The following is an 18,258-nucleotide window of genomic DNA, read 5'->3' as shown; positions in this document are numbered from 1 at the left end:
CCCTCTTACTCGTTTTTAATAATCCTGCCGTTATCAAATAAGAATCTAGCAGTTACCTTACCTTCAGGAGAATAGGTCTCGCTCCAGCCTTCCGCAATGCGGCTGCGGTAGCGGCCCACAGTCTTCAGCTGGTTATTGGAATAATAAGTTTTATAGACAGCTGTATTGTCCTTTAGATACTCCCATTCCCAGATTTTATCTCCCAACTCAGAATAGTGGACATAGCGGTTTTTCCTGACCCCATACTCATAAGTGCACTCGGTCATCAGCTGTCCGGACGGATAATACCATCTTTCTTCACCATGGAGGAGAAAACGCCCGTCCTCAGCAAATCCGCCGGAATAGACACACTTAACCTGTCCGTTTTCGTATTTTTCCGTATAAGTCTCCACATCCCGCAGTTTGGCTGCCCGCTCGTACATCAGTTCCTGATCATCAGGAATGGTCGGTTCCGCATCGTCCAACAGCCAGGCTTCATTAAAGCAGAGGTGGAGACTGGGGCGGTTGTTGGAAGTAATAATGTGAATCAGTCCATCCGGCGACTGGCGGCAGACCGCATATCCTATGGTGTGGGACCCGCCTAACTGGTTGGCATCCTGCTTCTTGTGCTGGGTACCCCATAATTTCTTAAACTTCCAAGTTTTTCCTTCGTCCTCAGAATAAGCAGCGTAGGAACCCCACTCGTCGGGGCCTGCTTCCCGGGGTCTTTGACCCTGTTTGTTCTGGAAATCTCCGCACATAAACAGCCGTCCGCTCTGAAGCCTAATGATGCAGGGTCTCTGCCCCGAAGACATGGCGGGAAAGGGAGTTTTACTCACTTCCCAGGTATCGCCCCGATCCCCGGAGATACCTTGGGGCATATAGCCATCAATAGCAGTGTTTTTTCCACCCACAGCCAACAGCCGCCCATCTTGTAACTCCACTACTGTGCTGTGTCGGCCTGGAGTCTTGCCCTGAGGCACTTCCCAGTTAAGCAAATCTTTGGAACGGTACAAAACCGAAGCGGACTCGCCCCGCACATCACAGGCTAGGTAATAAAAACCGTCCTGGGCGTGCACGACAGTGTTAATCGGCTGGCGCATCACCTGCTCCGCCTTCTCCTTAAACTTGGGAAACTGCACTTCACTCCAGGTTGCGCCGCTGTCTTTAGAGTAGATGAACTGGAACGGAAACGCATTTTCCAGCTCCGGCCAGCCCCAGAAATGGTAGATGGTGCCATCAGAATCAGTAAACAAGAGGGGCGCATGGTCATTAACTGCCACGGGATTCACGAAGATATCCGGAAGCTCCCACTCATCGGCACCATACCGGAGCCTTGCGGCAATCAGCCCCACCTCTGCGTCGTATTCCCAGTAGGATGAGTAAAAAGATACGATCAAATCACCATTTGGCGCCACATCAAATCCCGGAGAATGGTTGTGGTGCCGCAGCAGCGGATTTAAGCCGAATGCTCGAATCGCTTCGGACGAAGCGGTATCCGGCGGAATCGGAAATAAGAACCGCTTGCGGAAATAAGGAACATCCCCGCGGATTTTACCCATCGGCGGGTTTTCTTTTACATGCAGACTGAGGGGGGCAGTAACCTGCCTGCCGTTGGTCACGGCAGGTTGTCCCTTGATCACGCGGAAACCAATATTGTGGCGCCCAAAATCATTGTGGATATCATCTGGGTAGTGGCGGTAGTTCGGCGCCATCGACGCCCGCATCCACACTTCGGTGTGGTAAGTATTAAACCGCTCCGGATTGTCTAAAAATCCGCCCCTGACAACTTTAAACATGCCTCCATCGGGCCCTGCGGGATCAATCTGATCCTCTTCCGAGTAGACATCGTACCAATCAAAACACCACTCCCGCAGATGCAGGTCGCACATCCGGTCAAGGCCTAATTTGCGGCTGTTTCGTGCACAGTACTCCCACTCTGCTTCTGTCGGCAGACGGTAGAACTCACCGGTTTTTTCCGTCAGCCAGCGGCAGAATTCATCCGCCTCATACCAGCTGACCCCAATCACATAACCCATATAGTTCTCTACATCCGGCTTTTCACCGTACCTTTCCAGATAAAAGTGCGCAAACAAGTCGTATTTAATCGGCTCCTGCGAGATCGCAAAATCGCTGGTAAGGGTTACCTTGTGGCGAGGCAGCGCATCTGGTCTGTCTTTCAGATCACCGCCACCCCGCTTATACTCGCCGGCCGTTACTTTCACCATCTTTAGATCAACCATCTTCTTTTCCTCCATCACCATTCTCAGCGGTAGATCCCATATTCCCGCACAATCTCCAGAGCTTTGAGGTAGTTGTCGGTCTTAGCTCCATACTGAACTGAATTGGTGGAGCCGAAAATAAATCCCCCTCCCGGCATTAAAAACTCTAACGCCGACCTAACCTCCTGCTCCGTCTCCGCCAGCGTACCTTCAATTAAGGTCTCGCACTGGATTCCAGTCCAGAGCGTGAGAATATCACCATACTGCTCCTTAACCCGCCGGGTATCCATACCCGCCGTTTCTTGAATCGACTGGTATCCCTGATAGCCAGCTGCTGCAAAATCATCGAGAATCGCCCAGATATTGCCGCAGCAGTGGAAGAAGGGAATCATCCCGTGAGCTGCGATTTCCCGGTTGACTTCCGCAATCAATGGCAGATAGATGTCCCGGATTACTGCAGGCGACATGATTGTAGAAGTATTCATCCCGAAATCTTTCCCCTGCATGCAGATTAACACCTTGTTTTCTGCGCAGTGCTTGATCAGCTTTTTATTGTACGCTAAGGCGTAATCACGCACTTTCTTGATCTGTTCCGGAGCAATTAGAGGCAGAATCAGCTGATGCTCTTGATCGCCGCCAAAAACATTCATCAAACAGTCGTAGATATCGATGCCGCGGAATAAAACCACTTTCTCATCGCCGTATTTAGCCCCGAAATAATCGACGAGCTCGAAGATAGAATCGTCCATCTGATCCAAACTGGCAAAAAGCCTTGCAAGATCCTCGTCAGTAACCTGCTCCCGGGCAGGCTCCTTATTATCGATGCACATGATTGAATCATTGCTGGCCGCATATTTATAAATTCGTCCCCGGGAATCCTCCCACACACCCTCCCCGATTCTGCGGGGAGGGTCAGGATGGATATAGCCTCGCGGCGGTACTAGATCAACGGTAATGATGTCGTAATCCAGTTTCTTGATCAGCTCTTCATAGTCGTGCTTATAGCTGCCCACAACCTCGTCTCGTCTGCCTTCCCAAATGGCAATCGTTTCATCGCGGCGGTTGCGGTAATAAGTATGGCGGCCGATAATCCTACTGACATGATCGTGATCGATGCCCCATTCTCCCACCGGAACCCGATCTGGTTCCTGATGGGCAATTGTTTTCAGCACTCTTTCTTTAGAAGTCACTCGGCACCGCCTCCACTCATCTATTCTGTGTACAGCCAATCTAAGGTTTCCGGACCATCTTTGGCATACTTGCCGGCTGCATCCGCCAAGTTGACGGTTTTTGGCACAATGCCTATAACCAGAAAGCTTCCGGTACCTAAGTACAGCTCATGGACACCCTTTTCATACTGCAGGGCATGAATATCGACAGCCGGGCAGTCAGAAGCGAGCACCGCATTGCCGAACTGGACTTTAAATCCGCCCCGATCATCTGCGTGAGCATTGGTTTCCAGTTTCGGCGCCTGCAGCCACTTCTGATCCTGGTCCTTGATATATCCAATTAAGATCTGGCTGTCTTCTTTCAACTCCAGCTTAATTTCTGCCCCTTTACTGCGGCAGGCTGCGTGGCTTAGGCGGATGCCGGTCATGCCGTCCAGGGGCGGAATAACCGCCTGGATTATCTCCCGTCCATCCTTAAACAACCTGCTGCCAATCCGCACCGGGCACAGTTCCCACTCCGGACTTAACAGCTCAAATTCTGCTTCCGGAAGCTTTTTCACCGGCTGATCCCCAGCTGCAAACTGCGGCAGCTCACCTGCTTTCAGCCGCGCGGCATTGCGGACAAAGTTCTCATATTCCTGCTCATATTCAGGCAGGCATTGCGACCAGTGGTAATACCGCTCCCCATCGGGGAAAGGAATCTTGCGGTGGGTGGTCTGAAGGCTGTTGGCATAAAGATAGGTATCTTTGGTAAGCTCAGTCACTCTGCGGTAAGCTTTCAGACTCTCTGCCATCCAATCTGCCGCCTGCTCGAGCAGATCAAAATCCCCTTGGTAATTCTCGTCCATGGTGTATTTGTATTTTAAAATCAGCATTCCCGCTTCCAGTTTAGCGCAGTAGAATTCAGTGAGATAATACAGGGCTTCAATATCTGTCTTAATCCGCACCAACTCCGGATCGGGGTTGGTTAAACTTTCTAAAGCGCTGTTGATGCTGGCGAGAGCTATTTTGGCATCGGCTTTTACTTCTGCGATAGTATCATAAGGCGTTTCACCGATATGGGGCTGCCCCGCCACTTCGTTGGTGATGTAGTCATCGGGCTGCTCGCCCCGACGGGCGACTGAATTCCAGAGCTCCCGGTTCGGGCCATAGCGGTTGACATTGGTGATTTGGCTCATGGTCATGCCGAGGCTGAAAGTCTGGCGGTTGCCTTCGGTAATACCGATCCGACCCAAAATCTTTGGAGCAATATGGCCGGCGCTTTCGACAGCCTGCCGCAGCTGCTCTGCTCTTTCCAGTTCTAACCCATAGTGCTCTGCCAGGCGCTTGGTCCAGTAGAGAGCTTCTGTTTGCTCATTCCGCTCCGGATTCCACGCGTAGCGGAACCACGCTTCGTACCACAGCCAATCCCGATCCAGCTGCAGAAGACGCGGTTCGGCCTTGTCCGGAGCGTAGGGCCAATCCCAATAAAAGAGCGGGTAAAGATGGAGTCCATTGCCGCCAAGCTGGTATTTAGCCGACTGCATGCATTTAAGAATATAATTGGCAGCTTTAAAGCGAAACGGCTCCAAGTTGGCCAGCACGTGAACATTGATGATGTGGGTCGATTTCATCTTGCTCAAGGCCGCGTGCTGCTTGTGCCAATTGCCCCGCTGATAATAAGTAGTGAGGCTTTCCCCATTGTATTTCCACATCGTATAGAGATTGGAGTACTGCTCCGCCGCTCCCTCAATTGCTGCAAAGGGATCGCAGTCGTGGGCGCGGAGAATAATCGGCGGCTCTTCTGTCAGTCCCGCTTCCTTAATGCCTTCTCTCACAGCAGGAATGATCGTATCCACAAACCACTCCGTTTTATTGTCATAGCCCCGGAGAGCTTCCCCAAGGCACACCATCAAACCAATTCTCGGGAAGGACTTGATGAATTCAACAATTGACTTCCGGGTATAATCCGCTACTAGGGGATGAATTCGGCTCTGCCGCTGCTCCAGGCCGTGCTTTACCGCAAATGGATGGGGAATGTGAATGTTGTAGAACTTCAAAACCACCCAGATGCCGCGGCGGTCGCACTCTTCGGTCAGCCAGCCGAACATCTCCCGGTTGAGCTCGAACTCTTCATCCGTTACTTCCAGCGCCTCCGGATAATCCGCGAGCTTAACCAAGGAGGAAAAGGGATGGCCGCTCCACAAGTAAAGCACATTGCAGCGGTACTCAACCATGCGGTCCAGCAGCTTTAACCACATTTCCCGATCATAAAACCAGGGGAACCGATCCGGAGTAATCGGATACTCATAAGTAAGCCGCGGCGGTTCAATCTTGGTTTTCTGCAGACCCAGGCAGGGTCCCCTCAGTTTAAACTCAGGAGCATCATAAAACGCCAGATTAGCGGGAATCCCGCCTGCTGCTTCAATCCGCTCCGCCAATTCCAAACAGCCATACAGCGCCCCAACATCATCTCCACCGACAACAGCGGTTAATAATCCGGGACAAGTAGTGAGATAAAACCCTTCCCGTTGGGGTTCCTGTCCATGGTAAATCAGGATTTCTTCTGCTTCGAGCCAAGCTGTAAAGGGATCTGTTCCCCTGCAGCCGATGTAAATCTTCTCGCCCGGAAAATCCCGATAGCGGTAGTAATCTTGATCTAAAACTCCTCTTTCAATCGTATAACCCGCGCTTGCAAGCGCTGTTTCCAGATAAGTAATTCCAAATTCGATCCGCTTGTTTTTTTCAGCACTAGTTAGAATAACTGCTTGTTTCATTCCCCTCTCCCCCTTTGCTGACCGAATCAATTATCCATAATAAATGCATAGCTCTTTGCATCAAGTTTCAGGTTAGCCACTGCCGCATCGTTCAGGAGATCAGTGTAAGTCCCGCCGAGTTCAAACTCGACTGCTTCCTGGCAGAAATTGAAGATACAGTAGACTTTCCGGCCTGCATATTCCCGAACAATTACTTCCACACCCGGCAGTACCGGAAATGGCACCTGGGTAATTTTCCCGTCAGCAATGATCAGCTGGGCTAAAGTTTTCATCAGATCACTGGCCAGCGCCGTACCGAGATAATAAGCGCGACCCCTGCCATAATTATTTCTGCTGATCACGCCGGTACCTTTCCTGAAGGTGTCAGCGTAAAAACCAATGATCTCAGCTCCATTTTCCTCTAGGGTCTCGGTCCAATATTTATTAGCACCCTGATATTCCTTGTCACCAACAGTCACAGCAATCTGAGAAACAGTGCGCTCAAAGACCGGCTCCACTTCGCCAACTCGGATGCCGAATAAATCGGTCAGACCGCAGGGGAGCGATTCAGCAATGCCCACATTGTACTCGTTTTTAATGCCTGCCAGGAAGGTGGACAGCAGAATGCCTCCAGCATTCACATAGTCTTTCAACCGCTGTTTAAAGCGGCCGTCCATCACCGCCGGGGTCGGTACAATCACCGCCTTATAGCCGCTGAGATCTTCCTCACAGCTGACTACATCCACACCGACGCCAAGGCTGACAAAAGCATTATAAAGCTCGCTGCAGAATTTGACATAATCAAAGTCCTTAGCAACAGGTTTAATCTTAAGGGCCCATAAAGCGTCATAGTCAAAGCATAAAGCCACTTCGTTCTTAAATGACGAGTTTTTCAGAATCTCTCCCAGTTTTTTAAGATCAGCTGCTGCTGCCTGCACTTCGTAGAATTTGCGGCGGGGAATGCCGTCAATATCCACAATCGCATAATTCAGCTGTTCTGCTCCGAAGGGGAAAGTCCGAAACTGAAAATGGGCAACCAGCTCAGCGCCGGAAGCAAATGCGTGCATCGCTGCCTGCTGCAGGGCTCCCGGATAGTGCTGGAGCCTTCCTGCGCCCCAAGCACCATGGCCGCCGCCGGAGACAAACTCCATCAGCCAGAACTGCTCGCCGCGGACCCCTCGGGCATGGGCATAGGGAAATGAATCGACTTCCCGATCTCTGATGCTGGGGTAATAATCGAAAGCGTATCTATCCAGTTCCTGAAACGCTTTGTAATAATTGATGCTGTTAGTAGCCACCCCTGTGGCATTGGTTGTGATGACTTTATCGGTGTATTTGCGCAGCGCTTCCGTTTGGATATTTTGGTACTCGATATTGGAATCACTGCAGAACCGTTCAAAATCTAAACGCAGCGATGGGTTTTCAAAAAAGGCCGTGATTGCCTGGTTGGTATTGGGCTCGATGGAATTGACCGGCGGATTGATCTGGCCGAAATGATCGTAGGTCTGCCCCCAGAAAATCGTGCCCAGCTTCTGGTTGAGCTCATCGATGGTCCCATATTTTTCTTCCAGCCAGCCGTGAAACTTATCCCGGCAGACAGGGCAGCGGCAGCGGCCGGTGCCCTCCTGCGCCAATTCGTTATCTATTTGAAAAGCAAAGACATGGGGATTATCGCGATAATGCTTCCCGATTGCCTCAGCTATTTTCCGAGAATATTCCCGGTAAACCGGGTTGTTGTAGCAGTAGCTGCGCCTGCCGCCGAAAGGCCGGGTCATGCCCCGGTTATCCACATACAGAATCTCCGGGTGCTTCTCTACCAGCCAAGCGGGCGGGCAGGCAGTTGGGGTGCAGATAATGGTCAGGATACCGAGCTGCCCCAGCTCTTCGATAACCGGATCCAACCAGTCAAATTCATACTGGCCTTCCACCGGCTCAAATTTGCACCAGGCAAACTCGCCCATGCGGACAAAGTTGATCCCCAACTCCTGCATCAATTGAATGTCCTGCTCGATCTCAGCTCGCTGTTTATGCTCAGGATAGTATGAAACTCCGTATTTCATCTTGGACTCCTTTTCTGTACTAACCTTTAAATGATATTTCTTCCAGCTCTGGTTTGGGCACTGGGGCATCCAATTCCAGCACAACAATTGTGTCCGGAGGTGTGATCTGATCTGGAGATAAGGAGATTTTAATTCCTCCCTCTGTCTGCTCAAACTCTACCTGTTCACCGCCGATTGTTTGACAGCTGACAATCTTCTGCTCCAGCGCAGGCAGACGCAGATCCTTAAACTTGTCGTAATCGAGAATATGCACATAAATTTTATGATCCTTATAAGTGCTGCCGTATACCTGATCCACCGGCTGGAACGGACCGCCGCGGGTGCCGTAGATACTTTCACCATTTGCCCGCATCCATACTCCAATTTCCTCCAGTCTTTCCACAACCTCAGGCGGGAACAGCCCGTCTCGATCAGGGCCTACGTTCAAGAGAATATTGCCGTCGCGAACCCACACATTGACAAACATTCTGATTGCATCATCAAATTCCATCACCGGATCATCAGGAATCCAGCCCCAGGAGGTGCCGCTGCAGATGCACAGACATTTTTCCCATGGTACCGGAATTATGCCGCCGGAAATCTCATGGGAGCCTTCATCACAGTAGAAATCCCCTTCCCAGCCCGAGCGGGGGTTAATTACAACCTTGGGATTGATCTCCCGCACCATCTGGTTAAGTTTGATCGGTTCCCACAGCCAAGCCGCATCCGGGTCGTGGTTTTTGTGAGCCAGCCAAGCGCCGTCATACCAGAGAATATCAATCGGCCCATAGTTGGTCATCAATTCCCGGACTTGATCGTAGCACTGCTTTTTCATCAAGAGAGCGTTGTCCAGAAGCTCTTTTGGCTGAAAATAGCCGGGGAAGCGCCAGTCCATGGGCGAATAGTAGAGCCCAACCTTGAGGCCGGCTCTGCGGCACGCCTCTACATACTCCTTGACAAAATCCCGTTTGGCGGCTGAATTCATGCTGGTAAAATCCTGGTAGCTGCCGGGGCTGTCCCAAAGCGCAAAGCCGTCATGGTGGCGGGATACCATCACCATGTAGCGCATACCCGCATCCTTGGCAATCTGAGCCCATTGATCCGCATCAAAATGCTGAGGGTTAAATTCCTGCGCCAATTTTCTGTATTCTTCCGCAGGGATTTTCTCATTGTGCATTACCCATTCGCCTCTGCCGAGAATCGAATACAGCCCCCAGTGAATAAACATGCCGAACTTGGCATCCCGCCACCAGACCAAATCCTCTTCGCTGAGTTTTAATCCGGGATGCTTTACCCCTCCCAAGCTCTTAAACTGAATGCTGCTTTTCAGCATTGACTTCAGCTCGTCACCGGTCATTTCCCGAACATATGGTTTTGTCATACCTTCTTTCCTCCACTTTTCTAATAACTGGTTTCTATAGTAGTGAAAAGAGCTAGACTGTTCATCTAGCTCTTTTCATTTTTAAATTAAAAGTCAAATGCTTTCTCCTTCACTTATTGGCCTAGTACTGAATCCAATTCTGCTTGAATTACTGGTGTCCACTGATCAATGTAAGCCGAGATACTTTGGCCGTCAGTAACAACTGCGTTATGGAACTTAGTCCACCAATCCCAGTCAGCCATCTTGATCGCCATCTTCAGGTACGGTGCCAGCAGGCCTCTAGCGTTACCGAGCATCCACTGCCAGTTTTCAAATGTTTCCATATCCTGGATGTAGTTGCCGTGACCCGGTGATACGTACCACCAATTGTCTTCCCACGCGCTCATATCTGCGATGTAAGGTTCACTTAAACCGAAGAGCGCTTTAGCAACTTCGATTACGCCTCTTGGATTCTCAACGCCAAGGGGAATAACACCCATCCACTGACTCCAGATGTCGACCAGGTGCTCATCGCTGCCCGGTCCTTTTGGCGGCGGAACAATACCGAAGCGATCGGTGGAGTTTTGACCAACGTTCGGCAGGTCATGGACGTAGTAGTAACCCATTGCAAAGTTACCATCCCGACGCTTGCCCCAATAGTCAGCGTTAGCTACGCCTTCTCTGAACAATCCAACTGCGAACTCGAGACCCTGCAGTGATTTTGGATCGTTAAGGGCAAACTCGATCTTGCCGTTGGCGTTTCTTTCAAAGGAGCCGCCGAATGAATAGACTGCGTGAGTATAGAATCTCTGGGGATCCACATATAATCCCATTTGGTCGATAACGCCGTCGCCGTCTGTATCCTTGGTTGCTTTGCGGGCAATGTCAGCCATTACTTCATAGGTCCACTCGCCATTCTCGTACAGCTCATAGAGGTTAGGCAGGCCTTCCCGCTCGAATAAATCAATGTTCCAAATAATACCAACAACTTCCCGCTGGAAGTTCAGCGCTTCAAAACCGTAGACATGGTTGCCGAAAGTATAGCCGGGATTGCGAACGTCGGATTTGAACAGATCTGGATAGCCTTCATAGAAGTCGTCTTCCAGTACATCTTCTAAAGGAGCGAGAGTTCCCAGGGAAGCTTGAATCGCCATTCTTTCTTCTTCTAAGTGAGTGAAGTGGAACGGCAGATCTCCCGCCATCATGTGGGTTACCAGGAATGATTGGTCACCAAACCACTCGCCGGGCTCAACCCATTCGATCTTGCAGTTAAACATTTCCTCAATTTCTTCAATGTGCGCTTGAAGCAGTGAATCTGGACCGTACCAGTCAAACTCGTTTCTCGGTCCAAGTGGAGTTACACCCCACCAGCGAGTTTGGAATTTCAATGTTTCGCCATTGAAATCAAACTCCTGATTGGCTGCTGCGAATCCGCTGGCCATAACTAGCGCGATCACCAGGATCAAACTAGGAACCAGCATTTTTCCCTTTGTAAACATAAATAGACCTCCTCCTTAATTTTTGTTTTGAATCAGACTCATCCCTAACGATAAGTCTGATAGTGCAGCCTTGACAGTTTTGTACTTTCCGCACTAAATCCGACGCTGATCTCCAGCCAACTTTTTTAGTCAATTTTTAGTTAGCATTTACTAAAACAACACGCATTTTTTACCTTCATCTAAATTATATGCGTCTCCAGCTAAAAAATCAAGAGCATCTTTCCCAATTACTTAATATATAACACCGTTTCTTAACCTCTAAATTTTAATGATTTTACCTAAAATAGACTGGTCAAAGCCCCGATATGTTTGGTCAAAATTTAGGTGGACAGTTTTATTCAAATCCATTTCACCAGTATGCTGCACCACCTCTGGATAAACCGAAATCTTCGATCCGGTTGCGCAGTAAACTGGAATCCGGGACAGCTCCGCTTTGACATCCTTTAACATCACCGGTCCTACAATCACTTCACCGGTCCAAAAATCGGTCCACTGACCTGCCGGCAGATAAACATTTCTGATTCCTTCCGGATTCAGGATCGGCGCAATTAAGAGCTGATCACCACAGTAGAACTGATCATCGATATACCAGCAGAATGGATCATCATAATGATGGAAAATCAAAGCCCGCAGGACAGGATAACCGCTGCTGACCGCCTTTTTGCCCTGCTCATCCAGATACGGAATCAGAGCATAGCGGAGTTTCAGCCACTCCCTCACCAAATCGCTTACTTCCGGATAGAGATAAGGTTCCCGGGGATTAGTGCCGTGATAGCGCATGTGGCTGGTAAAAACGCCTACTTGAGTCCAGCGCAGATACAATTTTTCATCGGGCCAGCTGTTCATAAAATCCGGAAGTCCATGAAACCCTCCCACATCATGGCTCCAAAAGGCAAATCCGGAAACACCGATGTGCAGTCCCGACCGAATTGTTCCCGCCAGACCATCCCAAGTGCTGGCGCAGTCCCCGTTCCAGTGCACTGGATACCGCTGGCATCCTGTCCAACCGGCCCGCGCCCAAATTATGGCCTGATCCCGGCCTTTAGTCTTTTCTGTAATATCGAAAGCTGCTTTCTGGTACAAAAGAGCGTAGAGATTGTGGAGTTCCTCACCGCTCATGCCGTTAAAAAACTCAGCGTTGGAATCAATCATCTCACCAAAGTCAGTTTTGATTACTTCAGCACCCAAATCAAAAAGATTTTTCAAAAGCCCCTGGTACCACTTAACCGCTTCCGGATTGGTAAAATCAATCCGGCCGCCGTATTCTACCGCGCCGAAGTTGGAAGCATCCCCTGAAGCAGCCCGCTTCCGGGGCAGATAGCCATTTTCGATGGCCGTCTGGTAATGCTTCGTTTTCTTCGCAACATTTGGAGTCTGCCACAGCGAGATTCTGATCCCCATGTCCCGCATCTGACCCATGTAGCCCTTGGGATCGGGGAAGGTTCTTTCGTTAAACTCCCACTCGCACTGCCAATCTTTCCGGAACCATCCGGTATCAAGGTGAATTACATCGCAGGGATATCCGCCTTCCCTCAGCTTACGGGCGATATCCAGCGTTTCTTCGGCTGAAAAGTAGGTCATGCGGCTCATCCATACACCATATGACCATAGCGGCACATTCCGGGGATATCCGGTTATCTGCCAGTAACCGCGAATAATCTCAGCCGGAGTCTCGCCTCCGATAAAAAACAGATCCAGAAGATCTGATTCAACCAGCCCTTGAGCCGCTCTGGTTGAGATATCGGCCAGAGAAAGCCGCACATGGTAGGAAGTCATAATTAAGAGTCCATAACCGCGGCTGGAAAGGTAAAACGGAATGTTTTTATAAGCCCTGCGGCTGTTAGCACCGGCCGCATCCTCATTTTCTAAAATAATGGTTTGTCCGGAAAGGTTCATGCCCAAAAACCGCTCGCCGGTTCCGGCAAACTTTTCATCCGGTCCTGCGTACAGCGAAAACACAGAGCGGTTTGGTTTAGAATCACGCTCTACATAGCCCAAGCTGGCGGAATCGATGTGCCCCGGTGAAAAAGTATCATAAGCCATAAAGGGCACAGCGGTTTTACCATCGGGGTAGACGGCAGCAGCAAAGATATCCTGCGGCGGCGGCAGCAGCGAGCTCCACTTTTTAATGGGTTGCTCTGCGGTCGTGATGGTCATCCGCACATTTCCGCTGCTGTCAACTATATCCCAGCCTGCTGCAGCTGGTCTAACTTCTAATGGCTCCTGCTTAAGAGCCGGATCCCATTCCATCATCACATTGGTGTCATCTTCCGGAAAGTCACTGCCAAAAGAAATGGAACAGCGGACGATCTTCTCTCCGTAAGCTCGGACAATCAGATCATAGGATTTCGGCGCTTGCGAAGGATCAGGATTTAATTTCGGCCTGGTCTGGGCTTGAAAGGGTATTGTAATCACTGCAGCGCCATTTTCTGCCCGAACCGCCGTCGGTCTCCCGCCAAGCCAGAAAACATCATCAGCTGCCTCCGGCAAATCAAAGTCGAGCATATCTCCGATAAAATTATTGCTTTGTTTCACAAAATCAGCCCCTAACCCACAATTCCAGTCCGCTCAATACTTTCAATAAAGTATCTCTGCAGGAAAGCGTACAGCAGTAGTACCGGCGTAATGAACATAATCATTCCTGTGTTGATAATCACCGAAATATACTCATCCGAGTAATCCAGGTTGTCAAAAATCAAAGTCAGGTTTCTCAGTTTAAACGGCAGCAGCGTCTGAGTCTGCCGCATATACATGGACGTTAAGAACAAATCATTGTACTGCCAGACAAACGAGAATAAGAAGACAATAATCAGAGAAACCTTGGCACCCGGCAGCATAATTCTAAAGAACGTGCGCAGCTGTCCCGCTCCATCCACCAGGGCTGCTTCTTCCAAGCTCTTCGGCATGCCTTTAAAAAACTGCCGCATAATGTAGATAAAAAGTCCGTTTTTGAGACCTAATCCGGTTATCGAAGTGAGCACAAACGGCCAATATGTGCCGATGAGATTGATCGGGTTTTCCAACAATCCAAATAAATCAAAGGTCCGAAAATTCAAGAACAGCGGTATGTTTACCATCTGAGGAGGCACCAGCAGGGTAAAGATAACCATCGCGAACATGAGGCGGTTGCCGAAAAACTCAAACCGCGCCAAACCGTAGCCGATAACGGTACACGATGCCGCCTGCAGCACAGCCACAGTTAAGGCTAATACCGTTGAGTTAAACAGCGCCCGCAGATAATCCATCTCCCGGTAAACATCTACATAATTACCAACAACAGTGCGGATGTTAAAGCGGCGGGGAACCCAGCGCACGGTGACATCGAACAAATCCGCTTCAGTCATCAGCGAAGATGAAAACTTGACCAGCACCGGGTAGACAATGATAAAGCAGATGCCCGCAATCAAGACTGCCCTAACCAGGCTCCAAGCGGTAGCAGCCCAGTAGCTTGATGTGCTGTACTTGCTGACATGGCGCATTTCATCCTTCGCAGCAATCCTAGCTTCCATACCCATTTTGTCACTCCTCCATATAGACAACCCGTCTTGATAAGACTGCAAAAACCAGCAGAATAATCACGGCAATAGCAGCAAAGTACATCCAGGTCATGGCCACACTCGCGCCAAACATATTACGCAGCCATGCCGTTTTATATATGTGGTCAACAAGCTGGTTAGCGGGGGTGGTAAACGAATCAACAATAATATAAACGATATTGGTCAAAAACAGGGGCGAGATCAGCGGAAAGGTAATCTTCCAAAAACTCTCCCACCCGGTAGCACCTTCGATTTTGGCGCATTCATACAGTGACGAAGGAATCCCCTGCAGTCCTGCTAAAAAGATCAGGATCGGAATAGCTGACGCATTAATGATTGCAGGGATGCGGCCAACCGCCGTAATGATGTACTGGACAAAGGCCGCGGGTATCTGCAGCCTAAACATCAGTCCAATCAGAGCCTGAGATCCGGAGATGAATCCATCCTGCCCCGGGACATAAGCACGCATGTGGTGGAAAATGTCTTGGACTTCCAGCTCGTAGATTACACCGGCTGTCAGCACTACCGGCATAAAGAAGATCACCCGCGCAATCGTGCGGCCGCGGAACCTTTGGTTTAAGAGACTGGCTGCAAAAAAGCTGAAGATTATTACAGCCGGAATATCGATCAGAATTCCTAAAGTGGTTTCTGTAAAGATCTGGAGAAAATCAGGGTCGACCTGCAGCACATACCGAAAATTCTCCCAGCCTACATTGTGCAGATTGAATCCTGAAGCAGTCATGGTCAGCTCGTTAAAGGCAAATTGGATTGACTGCAGCATCGGCGCCAGGAAAAAGAGAACAAAACCAATGGCAAAAGGAGCTGTAAACACATACCCCCACATCGCCCGCTTGCGCCTGAGAGTTAAGCGCGGCAATTTAATGTTCATAAACTCCGCCCTCCAATACAATAAAGTTCTCTGCACCAATCCATCTGCCGTCAACAGTCACTGCTTCTCGGTTGTAGTTAACGATTATTGACTTGCCGTTTGCATAGGTGGTTTGGTGGACACCGTCCGCCAGAATCCTGTGGTCCACAATTCGCTGATCCTGCACATCCTTGAGCACTTCATTTGCTACCCGATAAACCTCAGCGGCATGATCGAGCCAATCCCGATAATGCAGAGCGTATAAATGTTCAAAGTCAGTGTTTTTGACTTCAAAGGACTCAGCATAACTGCCGATAAAGTACGGATATCCTCCTGACTCCAGCATCCTCAACACCGCCTTTGTCTGGTTGGAAGCGAGATTGATCGGCTCTCCAGCGTAATCAATTAAGCCGTGGATTACCATCTGATAAAAAGGAATGCTTGCATTTACTAAACTATACCCACTGCTGGAAGTAGGCAGGTTGACAATTGCATCAGCGTAGGGAAGCGCATAGGCATTGCCGCGATCGACCATCAGCTTGGATCCGGATGCTTTAATCTTCTCCAGCTGCTCGGAAACAAGCTGTTCAGCCTGGACCCGATCGATAACAACTTCGGCTTTATCGACAAAATCTGAGTTTACTTCCCGGGCCATATCAAATAAGGAGATGCTGTTCAAACCGTATTTCTGGTAGTCCTGCATAAAGCTGTCCACCAGCCAAGGTAGTCTGCCTGGGGATAACAGATATTCAAAGGCGGATGAGTTCCGCTCAAAGGAATCCAAATAAAACCTATGGGCGCGAGCTGGCAGCTGGTCCAAAAAGCGCGCTGCGTGCTTGCGCGGGCTGAACTTGCTGAAAAAGCTGGTGCGGTAAACCCGCATAAAACCAACGCTCGGATAGAGTTCATAGCCCTGCTCTTCCATGAAAGCAATGAGATCGCGAAAATCAGCTTCTCCGCCCAAAACCTTTTCTGCCGCAGCCTGGTCAGGATAATGGTGATTTACACCGCCCCGAAGCCAGCCGGTATACTTCAGCTGAATCTGTTCTATCCCCTGCTCACCAAGGTCGGCGGCAATTTCTTGCGCCTGACTGAAAGTGGTTAAGGGATGAGTCACTGTCCGGGCAATACCTAAAACCGGTTCCAGCTTATCGATGGCACCAATCAGTTCCAGATAAAACGGAATACTAGGTCTGCTTTCCACCGGTGTAAAATCATAGCGCTCAGTAAGATAACTGCGGTAGCACTCAGCCATCCCGGCGTAATCAGCTTTTTCACCGGTCAGAAAAGCAAAGCGGATGACAAAATCGCCTTCATATTTCCTTGCTTGGTAGGTTGGAATTCGCCCGGAACTGACATCTTCGATCCGGTACGAAATCTCACCTGACGGCAGGGGGACAAATTCCGCGTAAACTTGGTTGTAGTTGGCAGCCCGTCCTGATATATCTGCTCTGATTCTTGCCAGCGGAGCTCCTTCTTCAATAATGGCAAAGAACGCCTGATCCTCCTGCTTTAAACCAAAGACCGGCAGCCGAATAATCTCCGGGTAATTCTGGACTTCTTTGAGAAGATCAAGGGAATTGTCGCGGCCGTAAACCGGAACATTAAACGCGGAAGCGTTAATGCGGCCGTTGTTTAAGTAGATTAAAGCACCTGAGCCATCAGGGACAAGAATGTATCCATCTTGCTCAGCTCCGGCTGCTCCGAACCACTCTAAGACACTGATCCTCAGCAGCGGGAACGTATACTTCTCACCAAGTGTGTCTTCCACATCAATCGGATACACAATGTCCTTGGCGGGAATCCGCACCAGCAGATTCGGCCCATCCAAAACATACTCAATTGGTACCTGGAAAATTTCCAGGTTCGGAAGCGGTGGATCAAGATTGTTCATTTCATGATCTAAACCCGCATCTATCGGGGTATAGCCCGTTTCGACCACAACTGCCTGCACTCCGGTGAGGCGAAATGCCGGCACCTGAGCCATCAGATAAGTAGGCGTATTGACGAGCTGGCTCATATCCTCGGGAGTAATGTCATCAATTTTATCCAAATCAGCGCGGCTGCCCTGAATGACGCGGAGAAGCCGCAGAGTCAAATCTTCCTTAGTTTTATTCATCTGCTGCTGCAGTTTATCGATCTGAGACTGGAGTTTTGCTTTCTCCTCCTCATCCGCAGCGGCTGCCTGTTCAGCTTGGAGAGCCGCCAGGGTCTCCTGCTGCTCCAGGTAATCCGGGTTAAGAACCACAACGTCATATTCACCGAAAACCTTGTCCTGATCTAAGCCTCTAATGGCCAAGCGCTCTCCATCACCTACAGGAGCCAGCATTATTAAATTGTATACACCGAGCACAGTCTGCTGGTCTTTTGCGCTGGCAATTTTCCCTAAAATCAGCTCATCCATCCGCTCTTGGCTGATCATCTGGGGCAGATAGTGCTCCGGCTTCCATTCTTCCACGATTGTGTAGTCAAACCGCACTCCCTGTTCAATGGGAGTAATCTCGAACTGCTCGTAAGTAATGCAGTAGCGGTAATTGTCTTTAGCGACTTCAATGATATTCTCATTATGATAGACAATGGTAAACTGGCTGCTTAACCGCTGCAGCACAGTGCCGCGGCTGGTGGCCGCCCGATCCTGAGGATTGGTAAACCACATTTTTCCGGATGCCCGGTCTTCAACTGCGGCTTCAGCTGTCTCAGGATTAATATACAGATTGAGGTATTCATTAGCGGCAGCAAGCTGAAAGTTATCCAGTTGGGCAAAAACTTGGCAGGTTCCCGCCAGGATCACTCCTAATGCCATCAAGGTTACAAATATGTGTTGGTATACCAGCCGCTTTTTCACTCTGAT

General features: G+C 49.8%; 10 protein-coding genes. All 10 read right to left on the bottom strand.

All coding sequences use genetic code 11. The annotated features are described in order from the left end of the window. Positions 1-5 precede the first annotated feature (5 nt). On the bottom strand, positions 6-2,222 hold the full coding sequence (locus GX019_00645) for an SUMF1/EgtB/PvdO family nonheme iron enzyme (GenBank protein ID HHT35666.1): 2,217 nt from the start codon (positions 2,220-2,222) through the stop codon (positions 6-8). Between the two features lie 23 nt (positions 2,223-2,245). Then, positions 2,246-3,391, bottom strand: a complete 1,146-nt coding sequence (locus GX019_00640) for a hypothetical protein (protein ID HHT35665.1) — start codon at positions 3,389-3,391, stop codon at positions 2,246-2,248. Positions 3,392-3,411: 20 nt separating this feature from the next. Continuing rightward, on the bottom strand, positions 3,412-6,081 hold the full coding sequence (locus GX019_00635; GenBank protein HHT35664.1) for a hypothetical protein: 2,670 nt from the start codon (positions 6,079-6,081) through the stop codon (positions 3,412-3,414). 71 nt (positions 6,082-6,152) lie between these two features. Beyond that, entirely contained in the window at positions 6,153-8,165 is a 2,013-nt protein-coding gene (locus GX019_00630) for a beta-galactosidase (protein HHT35663.1), read from the bottom strand. 19 nt (positions 8,166-8,184) lie between these two features. Further along, positions 8,185-9,525, bottom strand: coding sequence for an alpha-L-fucosidase (locus GX019_00625; protein HHT35662.1), 1,341 nt, complete (start codon positions 9,523-9,525; stop codon positions 8,185-8,187). A gap of 113 nt (positions 9,526-9,638) precedes the next feature. Continuing rightward, a complete protein-coding gene (locus GX019_00620) occupies positions 9,639-11,003 on the bottom strand; it encodes a hypothetical protein (protein HHT35661.1) in 1,365 nt (454 codons plus the stop codon). 258 nt (positions 11,004-11,261) lie between these two features. Further along, complete coding sequence (locus tag GX019_00615) at positions 11,262-13,538, bottom strand: alpha-xylosidase (GenBank protein HHT35660.1); 2,277 nt, start codon at positions 13,536-13,538, stop codon at positions 11,262-11,264. Between the two features lie 11 nt (positions 13,539-13,549). Continuing rightward, entirely contained in the window at positions 13,550-14,518 is a 969-nt protein-coding gene (locus GX019_00610; GenBank protein ID HHT35659.1) for a carbohydrate ABC transporter permease, read from the bottom strand. A 4-nt stretch (positions 14,519-14,522) separates the two neighbouring features. Beyond that, positions 14,523-15,428, bottom strand: a complete 906-nt coding sequence (locus GX019_00605; protein ID HHT35658.1) for a sugar ABC transporter permease — start codon at positions 15,426-15,428, stop codon at positions 14,523-14,525. After that, positions 15,418-18,252 carry a hypothetical protein gene (locus tag GX019_00600; GenBank protein HHT35657.1) on the bottom strand — a complete coding sequence of 945 codons (2,835 nt, stop codon included), beginning with the start codon at positions 18,250-18,252 and terminating at the stop codon, positions 15,418-15,420. The genes GX019_00605 and GX019_00600 overlap by 11 nt, the downstream gene beginning before the upstream one ends. Positions 18,253-18,258 lie beyond the last annotated feature (6 nt).

It is taken from the genome of Bacillota bacterium (assembly GCA_012837335.1).
Taxonomy (GTDB): domain Bacteria; phylum Bacillota; class Limnochordia; order Darwinibacteriales; family DTU012; genus DTU012.
Note: the sequence above shows the minus strand (reverse complement) of the source record. Positions and strands in the feature narration are given on the sequence as shown.